Origin of the sequence: Aeromicrobium sp. CnD17-E (assembly GCF_024124745.1) — a bacterium.
Lineage (GTDB): Bacteria > Actinomycetota > Actinomycetes > Propionibacteriales > Nocardioidaceae > Aeromicrobium.
In genome coordinates this window covers 1-16275 of record NZ_JAMXRU010000029.1, presented here as the reverse complement: position 1 = coordinate 16275, position 16275 = coordinate 1, and the positions used below count along the sequence as shown (strand labels likewise).

Here is a 16275-nt window from a genome sequence, read left to right as displayed (position 1 = left end):
GGCCCCGAGACCAACCTCGGCGAGCCCGGCCTCCCTCCCCCGTGTGGCCCGAGACCGAAGGAGACGGTGCCCGATGCCGAGCCCGACCCCCCGTCGAACGCTCGGATCACGCTGGCTCCTGGTGGTGCTGCTGGGTCTGCTCGGTGCGCTCGCGGGGCAGCTGGTCGTGTCGGGCCTCACACCGCGGTACGAGGCGTCGGCCGAGGTCCTCGTCTCCTCCCCGCCGGCGAGCGTCGACGGCTCGGCCCGCGCGGTCACCGCCCGCACCGTCGAGTCGTACGGCCGTCTGCTCTCCCAGCCCTACCTGCTCGACCGCGCCGCGCGGGCGCTCGACGAGTCGTCGCTGCCCGCCGACTCCGTGCGCTCGGGCGTCGTCGGCGACAGCGACGTCCTGCGCGTGACGGTCCGCGACGGCAGCCTCGACGTGGCCCGCGAGCGCGCCGGCGCGATCGCCGAGGCGTTCACCGCGTGGCTCGAGGACAGCCAGCAGGCGCTGCGCCCGAACCAGCAGGTCACGGGGCTGGTCATCGATCCCGGCACCGGCTCGACGGGTCCCGTCTCGCCGCGCCGCTGGCCCTACCTGCTCGGCGGCCTGCTGGTCGGGCTGCTGCTCGGTCTCGGCGTCGCGCGCTGGCGTCAGCTCGCCGACCGCGGGGTCGCGTCGGCGGACGAGCTCGAGGCGACCACCGAGGCACCCCTGCTGGGCGCCGTCGCCTACGACCGCAGCGTGCAGGACGCGCCGCTGCTCACGTCGTTGTCTCCGCAGCACCCGCGCGCGGAGTCCATCCGCATCCTGCGCACGAACCTGCAGTTCGTCGACGTCGACCACGACCGCACGGTCATCACCGTCACGAGTGCGGTGGAGGCCGAGGGCAAGACGTCCACGGCCTGCAACCTGGCCATCGCGCTCGCGCAGTCGGGCCTGCGGGTCGCGCTCGTGGAGGGCGACCTGCGCCGTCCGCAGCTCGCCGAGCAGTTCGGCCTCGAGAGCACGGTCGGCCTGACCACGGTGCTCGTCGGCCGGGTCGAGCTCGACGAGGCGATGCAGGAGACCGAGATCCCCGGCCTCGACGTGCTCACGAGCGGCGCCCGACCGCCGAACCCGGCCGAGATCGTGCAGACCGGCGCCATGGAGCAGCTCGTCGCCGACCTGCGTCGCGCCTACGACATCGTGCTCATCGACGCGCCGCCGCTGCTGCCCGTCACCGACGCGACGATCCTGGCCCTGCTGTCCGACGGCGCTCTGCTCGTCGTGCGCCACGGCCGCACCGGCCACGACCAGGTGCGCGCTGCCGTCGAGCGGCTGCAGACCGTCGGCGCGACGCTCTTCGGCACGGTGCTCTCGATGTCGCCGCGCCGCGCCGCAGGACGCTTCGGCTACGGGTACGAGTACGCGACGCAGTCGACGCGACGTCGTCCCCGCCGCGGCCGCTAGCCGCACGAGACCGCTCAGCCGAGGGTGGCGAAGGTCCGGGCGAGCCGCTCGGTCGCGTCGTCGATGAGGTCGGCGGTGCTGCGGTGCACCTCCGGCGCGCGACGGAACGGGTCGGGCACGTCGAGCAGGCTGGGCGCGGTGCTGCGACGGCGCGCGGCGTCGGCGACGAGCTCGGGCAGGCTGTCGGCCGTGTGGTCCTCCACGAGGGCGGCGAGCTCGAGCAGCGTGAACGTCTTGCGCAGCGCCCCGGGGTCGAGCTCGAGCACGGAGGCGCGGTGCTCCTTCGTCGCGGTGAGCACGACGTCGGCGGCCTTGACGTGGGCGGGGTGCAGCGGCCTCGACCGGAACTGCGAGCCGTCGAGGCCGAGCCGGGCCAGCTCGAGCCGCACCATGCTGTCGACCGGTGCGTCGCGCCAGCCCATCACGCCGGCGCTCGCGATCTCGAACCGCGCAGGGTCCAGCCGCTCGCGCAGCAGCAGCTCCATCAGCGGCGAGCGGCAGACGTTCGCGGTGCAGACGGTGAGGATGCTCCAGCGGGCCGGCTCGGGCCGCGCCCCCACCTCAGCCACCGGACCGGGGACGCACGTGCAGGCCCACGTCGGGGTCGACGACGAGCTCCTGCGCGGCGGCGACGCCGTCGACGACGAGGGTCGCGTCGGTGGGCACCGAGCGCTTCAGCAGTGCGAGGCCGATCGGGCCGAGCTCGTGGTGCAGACCTCGCGACCCGAGCACGCCCACCGCCTGGCCGGGTGCGTCGGCCCGCTCGACCGGTGAACCGGGCGCCGGCAGCCGGTCGGCCGAGCCGTCGAGGTGCAGCAGCGTGAGCCGGCGCGGAGGACGGCCGAGGTTGTGCACCCGCGCCACCGTCTCCTGCCCGCGGTAGCAGCCCTTGTCGAGGTGCACGGCGCGCTCGAGCAGCCCCACCTCGTTCGGGATGGTCCGGTCGTCGGTGTCGAGGCCGAGCCGCGGGGTGCCGGCAGCGATCCGCAGCGCCTCCCAGGCCCACGTGCCCGCAGGCCGCCCGTGACGCTCGGGCCACGACGCGACGTCGGCGCGCGGCTCGATCGCCCAGACCGACCGTCCGGGCGTCCCGTCGGCGCCGGGCTCGACCCGGCCGAGCACGGCGTGCGTGTCGCTCACGTCGGCCACCTCGACGCGCATCATGAAGCGCATCCGGTCGAGGAACGTGACGAGAACGGCCCCGGCGCCGGGCTCCGTGTGGGCCCAGAAGGTGGTGCCGTCGTCGATGCCCTCGAAGGCGTGCTCGATGCGCCCCTGCGGGGTGAGCACCAGCACCTCGGTGGGCAGGCCCGGCGGCAGCGACTCCAGGTGCTGGGTGGTCAGCGAGTGCAGCCACGTGAGCCGGTCGGGCCCGGTGACCGTCAGCACGTCGCGGTGCGACAGGTCGACGAACCCCTCGCCGCGCTCCAGCCGGCGCTGCTCGACGGTGAGCTCGCCGTAGTGGGCGGCGACGCCGGAGTCGGGCGGGTCGGCCTCGACGGCGCCCTCGACGTCGAGCAGCGGGCTGCGTCGTGCCGGGGCGGCCTCGTCGGGCGTGGACGCGGGATGCTCAGACACGGGCGAGCTTCCCCCACAGGTGCGACTGCATGCCCTGGCCCTCGGCGGCCTTGTCGACGGCGTACATGAGCGCCCCCTCGACCAGCCCGTACATGCGCTGCCCGGCGGTGTACTCGACGGCCGTCTGGGTGCGGGCGACGACGTCGGTGCCGAGCGTGATCCGCGGGCCCTCCGCCACGCCGTACCAGATCTCGGCGTAGCCGGTGGGGTGGGCGAGCACGAGCTCGACGTTGATGCCCTTGCCGCCCTCGACCAGGCCGGCGGGCCGCAGGAAGCCGGTCTCGAGGTCGCCGGGTCCGGTGCGGTTGCCCTCCTCGTCGGTCGTCCAGGAGCGGCTGAAGTAGTGCAGGAACGGACGCGTGTCGTGGGCGAAGACCACGTCCTGCTCGAACGCGTACGGCTCGATCGTCGGGTAGTCACCCCGCCCGTTGCCGTGCCACGTGCCGAGCAGCCACGCGAGCGGGGCCACGTCGGGGTGCAGGTCTGCCGGGATCTCGAAGGCCATGCTGCCCATCGTATCGACGGCGCGCTAGCCTGCCGCCGTGCGTGCAGTGGTGCAGCGGGTGACCCAGGCGTCCGTCGTCGTCGACGGCGAGGTCGTCGGCTCCGTGGGCGGCGGTGACGAGGGCCAGACCGAGGAGGGGGGCCACCTCCTGGTGCTCCTCGGCGTCACCCACGACGACACCGTGCAGAAGGCCGACGCCCTGGCCCGGAAGGTGCACGGGCTGCGGGTGCTGCGCGAGGAGCGGTCGGTCGCCGACACCGGCGGTTCCGTGCTGGTCGTCAGCCAGTTCACGCTCTACGGCGACGCCCGCAAGGGTCGCCGTCCGAGCTGGACGGCGGCCGCTCCCGGAGCCGTCGCCGAGCCGCTGTACGAGGAGTTCTGCGCCGCCCTCCGCGCGCTGGGCACCGACGTGCCCACAGGACGCTTCGGCGCCGACATGCAGGTCGCGTCGGTCAACGACGGACCCGTCACGATCCTGCTGGAGCTGTGAACGACGCTGTCGCGGTCGCCGCGGGTCCGGTGTTCTGACCGTCCTTTCAGGTGGGCCGCGTAGGATCACGCGTGGTCGTCCGTGGTCCGGTGCGGCCGGCGCCCCGCCCCCACCGAACGGACGTGTCCATGTCGCGACGCCTCAAGCGTGAGCGTCGTGCCGTCGCGGGCAAGCGTCGTGCGGGCGGGACACCGTGGCACCGTCGCCACCGGAGGCTGCTCGTCGGTGTGGTGGGCGTGCTCGTGCTGGTGCTCGGGACCGCCAGCGGCTACGCCTACTACCTCAACTCCCAGCTGGACAACGTCGGTCGCGTCGACACCCAGCTGAAGGAGAAGGACCGGCCCGACCCCGACCGCGGCAGGGCGCTCAACATCCTGCTGCTCGGGTCGGACAAGGGCAAGGAGGAGCCGGGGGCCCGCGACACCACGCTCGCGGAGGACGCTGCGGCGTCGCGCTGGCCGGCGGGCAAGTACCGCAGCGACACCCTGATGATCGCCCACATCACGTCCGACCGGCGCAAGGTCTACCTCGTCTCCATCCCGCGCGACACGTTCACCGACATCCACGACCAGACGGGCGCGGTGCGCTCGAAGCAGAAGATCAACGACGCGTTCTCCGAGTACGGGCCCGACGGGGCGATCTCGACCGTCGAGAACCTCACGAACCTGCGGATGCGCCACCTGGCGATCATCGACTGGGACGGCTTCGAGTCGCTCTCCTCGGCCGTCGGCGGCGTGCCCGTGTTCATCCCCCGCGCCTTCTACGACCCGAAGCAGGAGGTGCAGTGGCAGGCGGGCCAGCAGACGCTGGAGGGCAAGAAGGCCCTCGCGTACGTGCGCACCCGCTACGGCCTCGTCCGCGGCGACTTCGACCGGATCGCCCGGCAGCAGAACTTCCTGCGCTCGCTCATGAAGAAGATGCTGGCGCGTGACACGCTCAGCAACCCGATCAAGCTCACCCGCACCCTCACCGCGGTGACGAAGAACCTCACGGTCGACGCCGACTGGGACCCGGGCGACATGCGTGCGCTCGCACTGTCGCTGCGCGGGGTCCGCTCCGACGACGTCACCTTCCTGACCGCGCCCGTCGCCGGGACCGAGCTCGACCCGACGTACGGCGACGTCGTCGTGCTCGACCAGGCCAAGTGCGCGGAGCTGTTCGACGCCCTGCGCAACGACCGCATGGACGCCTACCTGCGCAAGTACCCCGACGACCGGCTCGCCGACGAGCGTCAGATCGGCTGACCGCCCGGACGGTGTGCGACGGAACGGTCGGTGTCAGCCGCAGGCCGAGCGCACGCGCACGTCGTTCGGCTCCGCGCGGATGCCGGGCGTGCTCGTCAGCACGGGATCGCCCGTCTGCCCGTCGCCCGTGCGCATCGTGACGGTCAGGTCGACCGACTCCCCCGCTCGCAGCGTCAGCGGCACGACGGTGACCCGACGGTCGCCGAGCCGTCCACCGACCGGCTGACGGTCGACGTCGCCGAGCCGGACCTGCTGCAGGACGCCCCCGGCAGGGGCCACGACCCGCACCGAGAGCCGCTGGTCCGTGGCGGACAGGCCGGGCAGCCGGAAGCCGGTGATCGAGACGGGCAGGCCCGACCTCGGCACGACGGAGCTCAGACGGGTGCGCAGCGTGAGCTCCTGGCTGCGGTCGTCGACGCAGCGCGACGACGTCAGCGTGTGCGACGTCTCGAGGTAGTACTGCAGCTTCGAGCCCTTGCTGTCATCCACGAACACGCCGACGCGCGCCCGGTCGGTGTCCTGCGACAGGACGCCCGAGACGCCCGTGGTGCGGATGCGGCGCTGCTCCGACCGGTCGGCCGACCAGACCATCACCCGGTTGTCGACGGCCGCGCGCACCAGCGCCTCGAGGACGGGCTGGGTCGCCCCGCGTCCACCGACGAAGGCGTCGAAGATGCTGCGCGCGGCGTCCTCGAACACGGCGTCCTGCGCGAGCGGGTCGGTCGTGTAGCGGCGGTAGACGCCGTTGAGCAGCTCGTCCACGGCGTTCTCGCTGGTCAGCCGCGTGCCGTCGCCGAGGGTGACCGGGCCCAGCCCCTGCAGCAGGTAGCCGAGCGTCACGGGGTCGACCGACACGACGCCGTCGAACCGGGTGTCGGTCGCCTCGCCGACCAGCGACCCCGCGAACCGTGCCGCCTCCGGGAAGTCCGGGACCGAGGTGGTGTTGCGCAGGTCCTCGGCCGCCGACACCGGGACGGCACCGTACTGCGACGCCGGCACCGCCAGGCGCGGGTCGTCGACGGGCGGGACGTCGATCGCCGAGCCCTGCTCGGTCATGCGCACCCGGCCACGGTCGGCCTCGATGACCGCCCAGGAGCCGGGGATGCCGCCGAGGGAGCGCACCTCGGCGTTGTTCTGGATGAGCAGCAGGTACCGGCGACGCTCCTGCGCGCCGAGCATGTCGGGCAGCAGCGTCGCGGCGGTGTCGGCGACCCGGGCTGCCGACGCGGCGCCCGTCAGCACGTCCTGCAGGCGTCGGACCGGCACCTGCAGCCGGCCGACGACGTCCTCCGGGCGGATGTCGCCCACGTTGCGCGCGGCCTCGGCGAGGGCTCGGCGCGGCGCACCCAGCCGGGGTGCGACGCTCTCGAGGTTCGCGATGTCGATGCGACCGTCGCGCGGCGAGAACGCGTCCAGGCCGACCTGGGCGGTCACGTCGACGACCGTGGGGACCGCCCGGGTCGCGACCCGGTCGACCTCACGGCTGACCACCCGCACCGCGTCGACGTCGTCACCGACGACCGGCAGCCAGGAGGCCACCGCCCACAGGGGACCGTCCGTCGAGTCGTGGGAGCGTCGCGCGGCGTCCTCGAGCACCTCGGCGGTGCGCCGAGCGCCGTCGGCGTCACCCTGGGCCACCTGCGCGAGCAGCACCTGCGACGCGTCGCTGGCTCGTTGCAGGAGGATGGCCGCGCGGACGCCCTGCCAGGCGAGCACGACCCCGCACACCAGCACGACACCCCCGACGACGGAGAGCACCAGCCGGGCCCAGCCGGCCCGGTCCCAGCGTTCGGGCAGGAACCGCCGAGGCGGCCTCACGGTCGGGTCAGCCGTCGCGGCGGCGACGGGCGACCACGGCGCCGACGCCGGCGAGGACGAGCAGCGCGCCGAGGACGAGCAGCCAGAAGTCGGTGCCGCCGGTGCCGGGCAGGATGCCGTTGCGGTCCTCCGTGCCGGCGTCGGCGTCGGCCACGCCGTCCGTGCCGGCACCGCCCGCGTTCACGTCGGCGTCGCCCTGCGAGCCCAGGCCGTCCGCGTTCACGTCGGCGTCACCCTGCGAGCCACCGTCGGCGTCGGCGTCGCCCTGCGAGCCACCGTCGGCGCTGACGTCGGCGTCGCCCTGGGAGCCGCCGTCGGCGTCCGCGTCACCCTGCGAGCCACCGTCGCCGTTGGAGCCGCCCGAGGGGGCCACGATGACCTCGGCGCCCGAGCCGGCCTTGTCGCCGCAGATGGCGCGCACGGTGGTCGAGGTGCTCCGCGTGACCTGGGGGGCGGTGAACGTCGCGACCAGCTTCTTGGTGTTGCTGGCGGTGCGCGTCTGGCCCTCGTAGGTGGCGGTGATCGTCGTCGGGACGTCGGCCGTGACGGTCGCCGTGAACGTCTCACCGGGGGCGACGCGGGTCTTCGAGACCTGGATGTCGCACACCAGCACGGGGTACGGCACGGTGGCTCCCTGGGCGGGGGCGAGCGTCGCGGAGGGCAGCGCCACCAGTCCGACGGCGGCGACGACCGAGGCGACGAGTGCCGCAAGGTGCTTCTTCATGAGACTCCCTCACAAGATCTGACATGAGCGCGACGTCCGGGCGCGAGCGTGCTCGCCTCTAGAACGAGCGAGACGGCGGGGGGTCACGTCCTTCCTGCGCGAGATGCCCGGAAAAGACGACGAGACCCCGGACCGTGACGGTCCGGGGTCTCGCGAGGTGGTGCTCAGGCGGTGGCGGGCACCCGGTCGATGTCGACGACCACGTCGGCGACCACGCCGATCGCCGCGGCCACGGCGAGGTCGACGGCCTCGGCGCGCGGCGCGAGCGTGCGCAGCGTCCACTCACCGGGTCCGGCGAAGAACCGGAACTGGCCGGTCGCCGAGGTCGGGACCTCGGCCGTGAACTCACCGGTGCGGTCGAGCAGACGCACGTACGCGTTGCCGACGGGCTCGTCGCCGCGCACGACGACACCCTGGATGACGGCCTGGTTGGCGACGTCGACGCCCTCGAGGCTCGGTCCGCCCTTGACGGCTCCGCACATGTCAGGCCTCCCCGCGCTCGTCGCCGACCGCGACCGGCACGCCACGCAGCGAGCCGTACTCGCTCCACGAGCCGTCGTAGTTCTTGACGTTCGGGTACCCGAGGATCTCGTTGAGCACGAACCACGTGTGCGAGCTGCGCTCGCCGATGCGGCAGTAGGCGATGGTGTCCTTGCCCTCGTCGAGGCCGGCGTCGGCGTAGAGGGCCTTGAGCTCCTCGTCCTTGCGGAAGGTGCCGTCGTCGTTGGCGGCCTTGCTCCATGGCACGTTGCCCGCGGTGGGGATGTGGCCGGCGATCTGGGCGGCCTCCTGCGGCAGGTGCGCGGGGGCGAGCAGGCGACCGGCGTACTCGTCAGGGCTGCGGACGTCGATGAGGTTCTTCGTGCCGATGGCCTCGACGACCTCGTCGCGGTAGGCGCGGACGGCCTCGTTCGGCTTCTGGGCCGTGTAGGTCGTGGCCGGACGGTCCGGGACGTCGGCGGACAGCTCGCGGCTGTCGAGCTCCCACTTCTTGCGGCCACCGTCGAGCAGACGCAGGTTCTCGTGGCCGTAGTAGGTCAGGTACCAGTAGGCGTAGGCCGCGAACCAGTTGTTGTTGCCGCCGTAGAAGACGACCGTGTCGTCGTTGGCGACACCCTTCTCCGAGAGCAGCTTCTCGAGCTTCTCCTTGGAGATGAAGTCGTGGCGGACGCCGTCCTGGAGGTCCTTCTTCCAGTCGAGCTTGATCGCGCCGGGGATGTGGCCCTTGTCGTAGGCCTCGACGTCCTCGTCGACCTCGATGAGGACGACCTTCGGGTCGTCGAGGTGCTCCTCGACCCAGTCGGCGGTGACGAGCGCGGTGTCGCGGCTCATGTGGATACCTCCATGTGTGGTCCCACGCGGTGGTGGGGTCGGGTGGGCGTGCAGGTGGTGGTCAGGCGTGCGCGCGGGACGCGGTGGCGCGTCGCGCGAGCAGGTACAGCTCGCAGCCGAGGCAGAAGCCGACGGCAGCGTTGAGCAGGGCAGCCACGAGCGCGAACGCCGTGGCGACGTAGCCGAGTGCCGGGATGCCGACGCCGAAGCCCACGAGGGCGACGACGACGAAGCCGAGTCCGACGGTCTGCGCGAACCGCGGCGGTCGCGCGTCCTCCGGCTCGGCCGGCGGACCGATCCTCGGTCGCACCAGGCGGGCGAAGAGGATCGCGTACGGCGACGTGTCGAGGTGACCGCTGGCGCCGATCGCGAACACGACGCCCTGGACGGCCAGCAGCACCAGCGCGACCGAGGTCGGCACGACCAGCGCGACGGCCAGGACGACGGACGTCAGCGCAGCCGCGAAGCGCATGCCGCGCGGGTCGACGTGGGTGGGACGGGCCATGGGACGGTCTCCTGGACGGGCCGGCGCGACGCAGGGTCGACGCTCGGCGGGCTGACGGGCGGGCTCGGGACCGCGGGCGGGTGGCCGGTGCGGTCGATCAGGAGCGACGACACAGCGCGGAACGCGTGCGGCAGTTGTCCACCGCGAGGCGCCGCGTCAGGTACGTCGAGCCGGTCATGCGTCCACTGTAGGTCGGTCCGTCGCGAACGCCCGCAGATCGTCTCGCATGCTGGAAGGCCGTCTCGTCATTCAAGACGCCCCTGTGCGGCGGCGTGCCGCAGCTCAGCGGTAGGTGACCTGCGGAGTGCGGGCCAGCGGTAGGTGGCACGCGCCAACGAGCGGCGAAGACGCGTGCCACCTACCGCTGAGGGGGCGAGCCGCGCGCCACCTACCGCCGACGCTGCTGCTCCGGCACCAGCCCGAGGAACGACACCAAATGCTCGACCAGGCCCTCGCGGAGGGCGCGGGACGACCAGGCGTGGTCGGCGCCGGCGACCTCCGTGAACGCGCCCTGCGGGAGGAGCTCCGCGTAGCGACGTCCGTACTCCGGCGGCACGATCTCGTCGGCCGCGCCGTGGACGACCTGGACGGGGCCGGGGTACCCGGCCGCTTCTGCGTACACGTCGAGGTCGTCGCGCACGTCGTCGATGAACGCCTGCCCGAGCCACATGCCGCCGACGTCGAAGCCGCCGTCCTCCTCGACGGTGGCGAGCGACCGGCCCTGGATCTCGTGCTTCACGACGATGTCGTCGACGACGACGCCGGCGGGCGACCACAGCGTGAGGCTGGCCACCAGGTCGGGCAGCCGAGCGGCGACGATGGCCGACTCCACCGCGCCGAGGCTGTGCGCCACGACGTGGACGGGCGCGGAGCGGTCGGCCGCGAGCTCGCGGACCATCGACGACACCTGGTCGACCTCGTCGCGCAGCGTGACGTCCTCGAACTCGCCGTCGCTGACGCCCTGACCGAGACGGTCGTACGCGCGGACGACCGCACCGAGGGCCGTCAGCCGCCGGGCGACCTGCACGAAGAGGCGTCGCGGCCCGGTGCTGGAGTCGCTGAACCCGTGCACGAGCAGGACGGACGGTGCGCCGTCGACGGCGACCGGCCTCAGCTCGTGGCCCCTGAGCGTACGACCGCCGTGCGAGAGCGTCAGCGGCACCACGTCGGGCTCCCTCGGCCCCATGGTCAGTTCCTCCGGTCCGCGAAACCGGCGGGCAGGTCGCCCGGCGCGGTGTCGATCACGGTCTCGTCGTCGGTGCCGACGTGCTCGAGGAGGGTGATGTGCGCGAACTCCGGCACGACGTAGATCGGGTAGGTGGGGCCCTCGTCGCGGAACCGGCGCATCTCGTCGAGGTGGTCGTTCTGGAACAGGACCGTCCTCGACCCGTCCTGCTCGACCCAGTGCGGGAAGAAGATGGTGCCGTGCAGGACCCGGTCCTCGGGCACGATGTTCACGACGACGCTCGTGCCGGTCGGCTCGTTCCACGAGATCTTGAAGACCCCGCGGCCCAGCCCGACGAGGTCGACCTCCTGGTCCTTCACCCAGCGGCCACCGACCATCCCGGTGTGGATGCGGTAGTCGATCGTCGTGGCGTTCTTGACGTACATCTCGTACTGCCAGCCGTTGGCGTAGGTGTAGATGAGTCGGTGGCCGACGATGGCGTCGAGCTCCTGCTCGGGGACGGGCTGGTCGATGCTGGTGGGAGTGCTCATGCCTCCACTATGACAAGAAATGCGTTTGTTGCAAACGCATCAGTCGCCCATCGCCTAGTCTGGAGCCGTGCACGACACCACGAGCCAGGATGCTCTCGGGACTCTCGCCCGAGGCCTGAGCGAGGAGGTCGGCCCCCTGCGTCGGTCGATCCTCAACGCCTCCCGTGCCCGCGCCGGCCTGCCGTCGCTCCCGGACGCCCAGATCGAGGTGCTGCGTCGCCTCCACCCCGACCGCTGGGAGAGCCCGACGGCGCTCGGTCGGCGGCTCGGGCTCGCCCGACCCACGGTCAGCAACCTCGTCTCGGCCATGGAGAAGAGCGGGCTCGTGACGAGGAGGGCCGACGACGCCGACGCCCGCAGCGTCCAGGTGGGTCTCACCGACCTGGCGCGCGAGCAGCTGCGCGTCTACGACGATGCCGCGGAGAGCCTCCTCGTCGAGATCCTCGGCGACCTCGACCCGGCACAGCGCAGGACGCTGGACGACGCCCTCCCCGTGCTCGCCCAGGTCCGCGCAGCCCTCGACGAGGGCGGACGCCGACACCCCGCCCCCACGTCCGGCACCTAGCCGGGCAGAGCGCGCTCAGGCGTCGAGGACGGCGAGCACCTGGTCGCGGCGCGGCAGGCCCGAGGCCCGGCTGAGCACCGTCCCGTCAGGGCCGACGACCACGACCGTCGGGGTGCGCAGGATGTTCAGCCGACGCACCAGGTGGAGGTGCGACTCGGCGTCGACCTCGACGTGGACCACGTCGGGACGGGTCGCCACGACGTCGCTCAGCAGCGCGCGCGTGGCACGGCAGGGACTGCAGAAGGCGCTGGAGAACTGGACGAAGGTCAGCCGGTCGCCCAGCGGGCCGCCGATCTCCTCCGCCGTGAGCACCTCGCGCGGCTCCGCGGCCACGGCGGACGACGCACCCGGGTCGGGCTCCTGCGCTCCGTCGACGGCCACCGACGACGCCGACGCTGATGCCGCGGGAGCCGGGGTGGAGAACCGACCGTCACGACGGCGCAGCAGCAGGGCCACGACGCCGGTCGCCGCGAGGGCGACGAGGAGGACGATCACACCGGTCACGTCCCCAGGCTACGACGGGGCCGGTCGCGCGCCCCGCGAGCGGCTAGACCGTGAGCACCGCCAGCGACGCCCCGACGTGCACCGCGGGCCCGACCAGGGCCACCGACACCGCCGCGGGGAAGGCCCACGTCTGCGGACCGGGCAGGGCCCCGATGCTCCAGGCACGCCCCAGCACCTGCCCGAGCAGCGCGCACCCGGCCGCGGCGCCACCGACCGCGAGACCCAGGACCCACGTCCCGGTCCCCTCGACCGTCGCGGAGACGAGCACGCCGGTGAGTGCACCAGCCGTCACCGCACCCGATCCGAGCAGCACCCGGTCACCGGGCACCGACCACACCAGGAGGGCCACGGAGAGCGCTGCGGCGGCCATCGCGACGACGTCGATGGAGGCCGACTCGCCCGACGCGGCCACCCAACCGGCTGCGCACGTGGCGACGACGCCGACGAGCACGGTGGCGGCCACGGCCCGCACGAGGTCCTGCCGGCCGTCGCGGCGCAGCATCTGCCCCACCAGTCCGGCGAACACGACGACGGCCGACCCGAGCATGACGCCGGAGAACACGCCGGCGGAGATCAGGGCGTCCTCGGTGGCCACGGTGCCGTCGGTGCCCCGCAGCAGCTGCGGGTCCCAGGCGACGGCAGTGGCGACGAGGCTGCCCGCGACGACGGGCACGAAGGTCGTCGGGCGCGGACGCTCGCCCGCGCCGTGGGCAGGCGCCGTGGCGACCAGCACCTGCACGACGAGGACGCCGACCGCGACGAGCCACAGCTCGCCCGTGGCGACCGCGAGCGCGAGCAGCCCCGCCAGGGCGGCCGAGAGCAGGGACGGGACGAGTCGAGGCACCCTCGCATGATGCCAGGCGTCGGGGTGCGCCCCGCTCGACTCGGCCCCCGCGCTCGACCGCCGGGCTCAGCCGCCGGCGAACGGCGGCAGGAACTCCACGAGAGCCCCGTCGTCGAGACCCACCTGGGTGCGGTCGCGCCGTCCGACGGGCACCTCCCCCACGAGGACGGAGCACATGTCGAGCACGGCGCGCAGCCGCTGGTCGCCGTCGTGGCGGCGCACGGCCTCGTCGACGGCCTCGGCGAGGGTCCCGGCGGGCATCTGCTCGCTCTCCACCCCGGCGGCGGCCCGTGCCGCAGCCCAGTAGCGCACCGTCACCACGGGCGTCGACGTCCCGTCCGCCTCCCGGCCACCTGCCGGTGTGACGTCGTTCTCTTTCGCGACACCTCGTGGTGATTCGTCCGACACATGCACTAGTCTGGGCCATGCAACGAGGCCACGGTGATTTCACCTGGCCTCTTGTCATAAGTGCGAGCCACGGGCACGGCGCCCGGGGCGGACCGACGGAGGGACCGCAGTGTCACACCTCTTGCTCCTGACCAAGAGCACCCAGTCCTCGGTGGAGGTGCTGCCCGCCCTCGCGCTGCTGCCCCACCACGTCAAGATCCTCCCGGCGGAGGCCAGCGCGCTCATCGACGCACCGCCCTCCGACGCCGTCCTCGTCGACGGCCGCCACGACCTCGCGCAGGTCCGCAGCCTCACCCGCGTCATCCGCAGCACGGGGATCGAGTGCCCCCTGGTGCTGATCCTCACCGAGGGCGGACTCGCCGTCGCCGCCTCCGACTGGGGCATGGACGACGTCATCCTCACGACCGCCGGCCCGGCGGAGCTCGAGGCCCGGCTGCGGCTGGCCATCGGCCGCGTGGCAGCCGGCCAGGGTGCCGAGGACGACTCGCACGTCATCGCCTCCAGCGGTCTCGTCGTCGACGAGGCCACCTACACGGCCAAGCTCGAGAACCGCACGCTCGATCTCACGTTCAAGGAGTTCGAGCTCCTGAAGTTCCTCGCCCAGCACCCGGGCCGCGTCTTCACCCGCCAGCAGCTGCTGCAGGAGGTGTGGGGCTACGACTACTTCGGCGGCACCCGCACCGTCGACGTCCACGTCCGACGGCTGCGCGCCAAGCTGGGCACCGAGCACGAGACGCTGATCGGCACCGTGCGCAACGTCGGCTACCGCTTCGTCGCGACGGCTGCGGAGGCCGACGAGCCGGCCGCGCGCCGCAGCGCGTCGGTCCCCGGGCCGGGCGCACGCGCCTAGCGGCCGCCGGATGGACCGCATCAGCGCGCTGGACCTGGTCGCGCTGGTCCTCGACGAGGGCACGTACGAGTCCTGGGACCAGCCGATCGACGTCTCCGGGTACCCGCCGGACTACCGCGCGGCCGTCGAGAAGGCGGCAGCGCGCTCGGGCTGCGACGAGTCGATCATCACCGGTCGCGGTCTCGTCCGCGGCCGCCCCGTCGCGTTCGTCCTGAACGAGTTCGGGTTCCTCGCCGGCTCGATCGGCCGTGCCGCGGCCCAGCGCATCGTCGCCGCCGTCCGGCGTGCCACGGCCGAGGGCCTGCCGCTGCTCGCCTCCACCGCCTCGGGCGGCACGCGCATGCAGGAGGGTACGCCCGCGTTCGTGCACATGGTCGACATCTCCCGCGCGATCATGGACCACCGCGCCGCCGGACTGCCGTACCTCGTGCACCTGCGGCACCCGACCACGGGCGGCGTGTTCGCGTCGTGGGGGTCGCTGGGCCACATCACCGTGGCCGAGCCCGGCGCCCTCGTCGGGTTCCTCGGACCGAAGGTCTACGAGCTGCTGGAGGGCCGACCGTTCCCGTCGGGGGTCCAGGTCAGCGAGAACCTCGCCCGACGCGGGATTGTCGACTCCGTGGTCCTGCACGAGGAGCTGCCGTCCGTCGTCGACCGCGCGCTCGGTCTGCTCGTCGACCCCGTCACCGACGCGACCCGCACCCGACGTCCCGGGGTCGAGCCGGGCACGCGCCGCCGACACGGCACGTGGGAGTCGATCGAGATCACCCGCGCCGAGCCGCGCGTGGGTGCGCGGGACGTGCTGCGCCACGGCAGCGACGCCACGGTGCGCCTGCAGGGCACCGAGGAGGGCGAGCGCGACACGGCGATGCTGGTGGCGTTCGCCAGGCTCGACGGCGTGCCCTGCGTCGTCGTCGGGCAGGACCGCACCACGCAGACCCCGGCCAACCCGATGGGTCCGGCAGCACTGCGCGAGGCGCGGCGCGGCATGCGCCTGGCAGCCGAGCTGGGCCTGCCGCTGGTCTCCCTCATCGACACCCCGGGCGCGGAGCTGTCGCCGGGCGCCGAGGAGGGGGCGATCGCCGGCGAGATCGCCCGCTGCATCGCCGCCATGTCGACGCTGGAGGTGCCGTCGGTCTCCGTGCTCCTCGGCCAGGGCAGCGGCGGCGGAGCCCTCGCCCTGCTCCCGGCCGACGTCGTGGTCGCCACCGAGAACGCGTGGCTGTCGCCGCTGCCGCCCGAGGGCGCCAGCGCCATCGTGCACGGCGACGTCGACCACGCCCCTCAGATGGCGCAGCAGCAGCGCGTCTCGGCCCTCGACCTGCAGGAGACCGGCACCGTGCACCACGTCGTGCCCGAGCCGGAGGACGACTCGCCCGAGGCCCTGGCGCGTGCGGTCGCGGCGGAGGTCGGCCACCAGCTGCGCGGGCTGCTCGACGCCCGCGGCGCGAACGGGCTCCCCTCGACCCACGCCTAGGCTGGGGCGGGTGAAGAACTCTCGCGACCGTCGGTACGGCGGCATGGTGCTCGTCTGGACGGTCGTCGGCGTCCTGTTCACGTTCGTCACCGGCAACCCTGTCTGGGCCGGTGCGTTCCTGGCCATCGGCGTGGCGCTCGCCGAGTCCCAGCGCGGCGAGGTCGAGCCCCCGACCTCCGCCGCAGCAGCACCCGCCACCGCCGGCGAGGAGCCCGCGGACGACCACGGGCTGCTGGCCCTGAACCACGCCGCGCACCAGGCCGACGGCGTGGAGCCGTTC

At 73.3% G+C, this 16275-nt stretch carries 20 protein-coding genes; 7 read left to right on the top strand and 13 right to left on the bottom strand.

The features are described 5' to 3' along the window. Positions 1 to 73: 73 nt before the first annotated feature. Positions 74 to 1435 (top strand): polysaccharide biosynthesis tyrosine autokinase, encoded by a 1362-nt coding sequence (locus NH339_RS07890; protein ID WP_253024157.1) that lies wholly within the window; start codon positions 74 to 76, stop codon positions 1433 to 1435. A gap of 14 nt (positions 1436 to 1449) precedes the next feature. On the opposite strand, the gene NH339_RS07885 is transcribed toward NH339_RS07890, so the two are convergent. Genes NH339_RS07885 through NH339_RS07875 form a run of 3 tightly spaced genes read right to left on the bottom strand, consistent with a single transcriptional unit; the run spans position 1450 to position 3518 of the window. Further along, entirely contained in the window at positions 1450 to 1995 is a 546-nt protein-coding gene (locus NH339_RS07885; protein WP_253024155.1) for a hypothetical protein, read from the bottom strand. Between the two features lies 1 nt (position 1996). After that, positions 1997 to 3013, bottom strand: a complete 1017-nt coding sequence (locus NH339_RS07880; protein WP_253024153.1) for a folate-binding protein YgfZ — start codon at positions 3011 to 3013, stop codon at positions 1997 to 1999. Continuing rightward, positions 3006 to 3518, bottom strand: coding sequence for an FABP family protein (locus NH339_RS07875; RefSeq protein ID WP_253024151.1), 513 nt, complete (start codon positions 3516 to 3518; stop codon positions 3006 to 3008). The genes NH339_RS07880 and NH339_RS07875 overlap by 8 nt, the downstream gene beginning before the upstream one ends. Positions 3519 to 3555: 37 nt before the next feature. On the opposite strand from NH339_RS07875, the gene dtd reads away from it, so the two are divergent. Together dtd and NH339_RS07865 are read left to right on the top strand one after the other, a co-directional pair. Further along, a complete protein-coding gene (dtd, locus tag NH339_RS07870; protein ID WP_253024149.1) occupies positions 3556 to 4008 on the top strand; it encodes a D-aminoacyl-tRNA deacylase in 453 nt (150 codons plus the stop codon). A 128-nt stretch (positions 4009 to 4136) separates the two neighbouring features. Further along, the gene (locus NH339_RS07865; RefSeq protein WP_253024147.1) at positions 4137 to 5252 is read left to right on the top strand and encodes an LCP family protein; all 1116 of its coding nucleotides are present in this window, start codon (positions 4137 to 4139) and stop codon (positions 5250 to 5252) included. 33 nt (positions 5253 to 5285) lie between these two features. Here the strand turns inward: NH339_RS07865 and NH339_RS18835 are convergent, their stop codons facing one another. The 7 genes from NH339_RS18835 to NH339_RS07830 all read right to left on the bottom strand — a co-directional run bounded on the left by NH339_RS18835 (position 5286) and on the right by NH339_RS07830 (position 11347). Further along, on the bottom strand, positions 5286 to 7070 hold the full coding sequence (locus tag NH339_RS18835; protein ID WP_253024144.1) for a DUF4012 domain-containing protein: 1785 nt from the start codon (positions 7068 to 7070) through the stop codon (positions 5286 to 5288). A gap of 7 nt (positions 7071 to 7077) precedes the next feature. Next, positions 7078 to 7794 carry an LPXTG cell wall anchor domain-containing protein gene (locus NH339_RS07855; protein WP_253024142.1) on the bottom strand — a complete coding sequence of 239 codons (717 nt, stop codon included), beginning with the start codon at positions 7792 to 7794 and terminating at the stop codon, positions 7078 to 7080. A gap of 164 nt (positions 7795 to 7958) precedes the next feature. Further along, positions 7959 to 8276 carry a DUF1416 domain-containing protein gene (locus tag NH339_RS07850; protein WP_067860108.1) on the bottom strand — a complete coding sequence of 106 codons (318 nt, stop codon included), beginning with the start codon at positions 8274 to 8276 and terminating at the stop codon, positions 7959 to 7961. A 1-nt stretch (position 8277) separates the two neighbouring features. Further along, positions 8278 to 9126, bottom strand: coding sequence for a sulfurtransferase (locus NH339_RS07845; RefSeq protein ID WP_253024140.1), 849 nt, complete (start codon positions 9124 to 9126; stop codon positions 8278 to 8280). A gap of 61 nt (positions 9127 to 9187) precedes the next feature. Next, entirely contained in the window at positions 9188 to 9631 is a 444-nt protein-coding gene (locus NH339_RS07840; protein ID WP_253024138.1) for a DUF4395 domain-containing protein, read from the bottom strand. A 388-nt stretch (positions 9632 to 10019) separates the two neighbouring features. Then, positions 10020 to 10817 (bottom strand): alpha/beta hydrolase, encoded by a 798-nt coding sequence (locus NH339_RS07835; protein WP_253024136.1) that lies wholly within the window; start codon positions 10815 to 10817, stop codon positions 10020 to 10022. 2 nt (positions 10818 to 10819) lie between these two features. Next, positions 10820 to 11347, bottom strand: a complete 528-nt coding sequence (locus tag NH339_RS07830) for a phenolic acid decarboxylase (RefSeq protein WP_253024134.1) — start codon at positions 11345 to 11347, stop codon at positions 10820 to 10822. A gap of 67 nt (positions 11348 to 11414) precedes the next feature. On the opposite strand from NH339_RS07830, the gene NH339_RS07825 reads away from it, so the two are divergent. Then, positions 11415 to 11912 carry a MarR family winged helix-turn-helix transcriptional regulator gene (locus NH339_RS07825; protein WP_253024132.1) on the top strand — a complete coding sequence of 166 codons (498 nt, stop codon included), beginning with the start codon at positions 11415 to 11417 and terminating at the stop codon, positions 11910 to 11912. Positions 11913 to 11927: 15 nt separating this feature from the next. On the opposite strand, the gene NH339_RS07820 is transcribed toward NH339_RS07825, so the two are convergent. From NH339_RS07820 to NH339_RS07810, 3 genes are all read right to left on the bottom strand, one after another. Next, a complete protein-coding gene (locus NH339_RS07820; protein WP_253024130.1) occupies positions 11928 to 12416 on the bottom strand; it encodes a thioredoxin family protein in 489 nt (162 codons plus the stop codon). Between the two features lie 43 nt (positions 12417 to 12459). Continuing rightward, positions 12460 to 13260: a hypothetical protein gene (locus tag NH339_RS07815; RefSeq protein ID WP_253024128.1), complete on the bottom strand. Its 801-nt coding sequence runs from the start codon at positions 13258 to 13260 to the stop codon at positions 12460 to 12462. Positions 13261 to 13326: 66 nt separating this feature from the next. Further along, on the bottom strand, positions 13327 to 13581 hold the full coding sequence (locus NH339_RS07810; RefSeq protein WP_253024125.1) for a MoaD/ThiS family protein: 255 nt from the start codon (positions 13579 to 13581) through the stop codon (positions 13327 to 13329). A gap of 196 nt (positions 13582 to 13777) precedes the next feature. Here NH339_RS07810 and NH339_RS07805 point away from each other — a divergent pair, with 196 nt between their 5' ends. From NH339_RS07805 to NH339_RS07795, 3 genes are all read left to right on the top strand, one after another. Further along, on the top strand, positions 13778 to 14518 hold the full coding sequence (locus NH339_RS07805; RefSeq protein ID WP_253024123.1) for a response regulator transcription factor: 741 nt from the start codon (positions 13778 to 13780) through the stop codon (positions 14516 to 14518). 10 nt (positions 14519 to 14528) lie between these two features. Next, the gene (locus NH339_RS07800; RefSeq protein ID WP_253024121.1) at positions 14529 to 15995 is read left to right on the top strand and encodes an acetyl-CoA carboxylase carboxyltransferase subunit alpha/beta; all 1467 of its coding nucleotides are present in this window, start codon (positions 14529 to 14531) and stop codon (positions 15993 to 15995) included. Positions 15996 to 16005: 10 nt separating this feature from the next. After that, positions 16006 to 16275: hypothetical protein (locus tag NH339_RS07795; RefSeq protein ID WP_253024119.1), on the top strand; the 270-nt coding region annotated here is incomplete at its 3' end.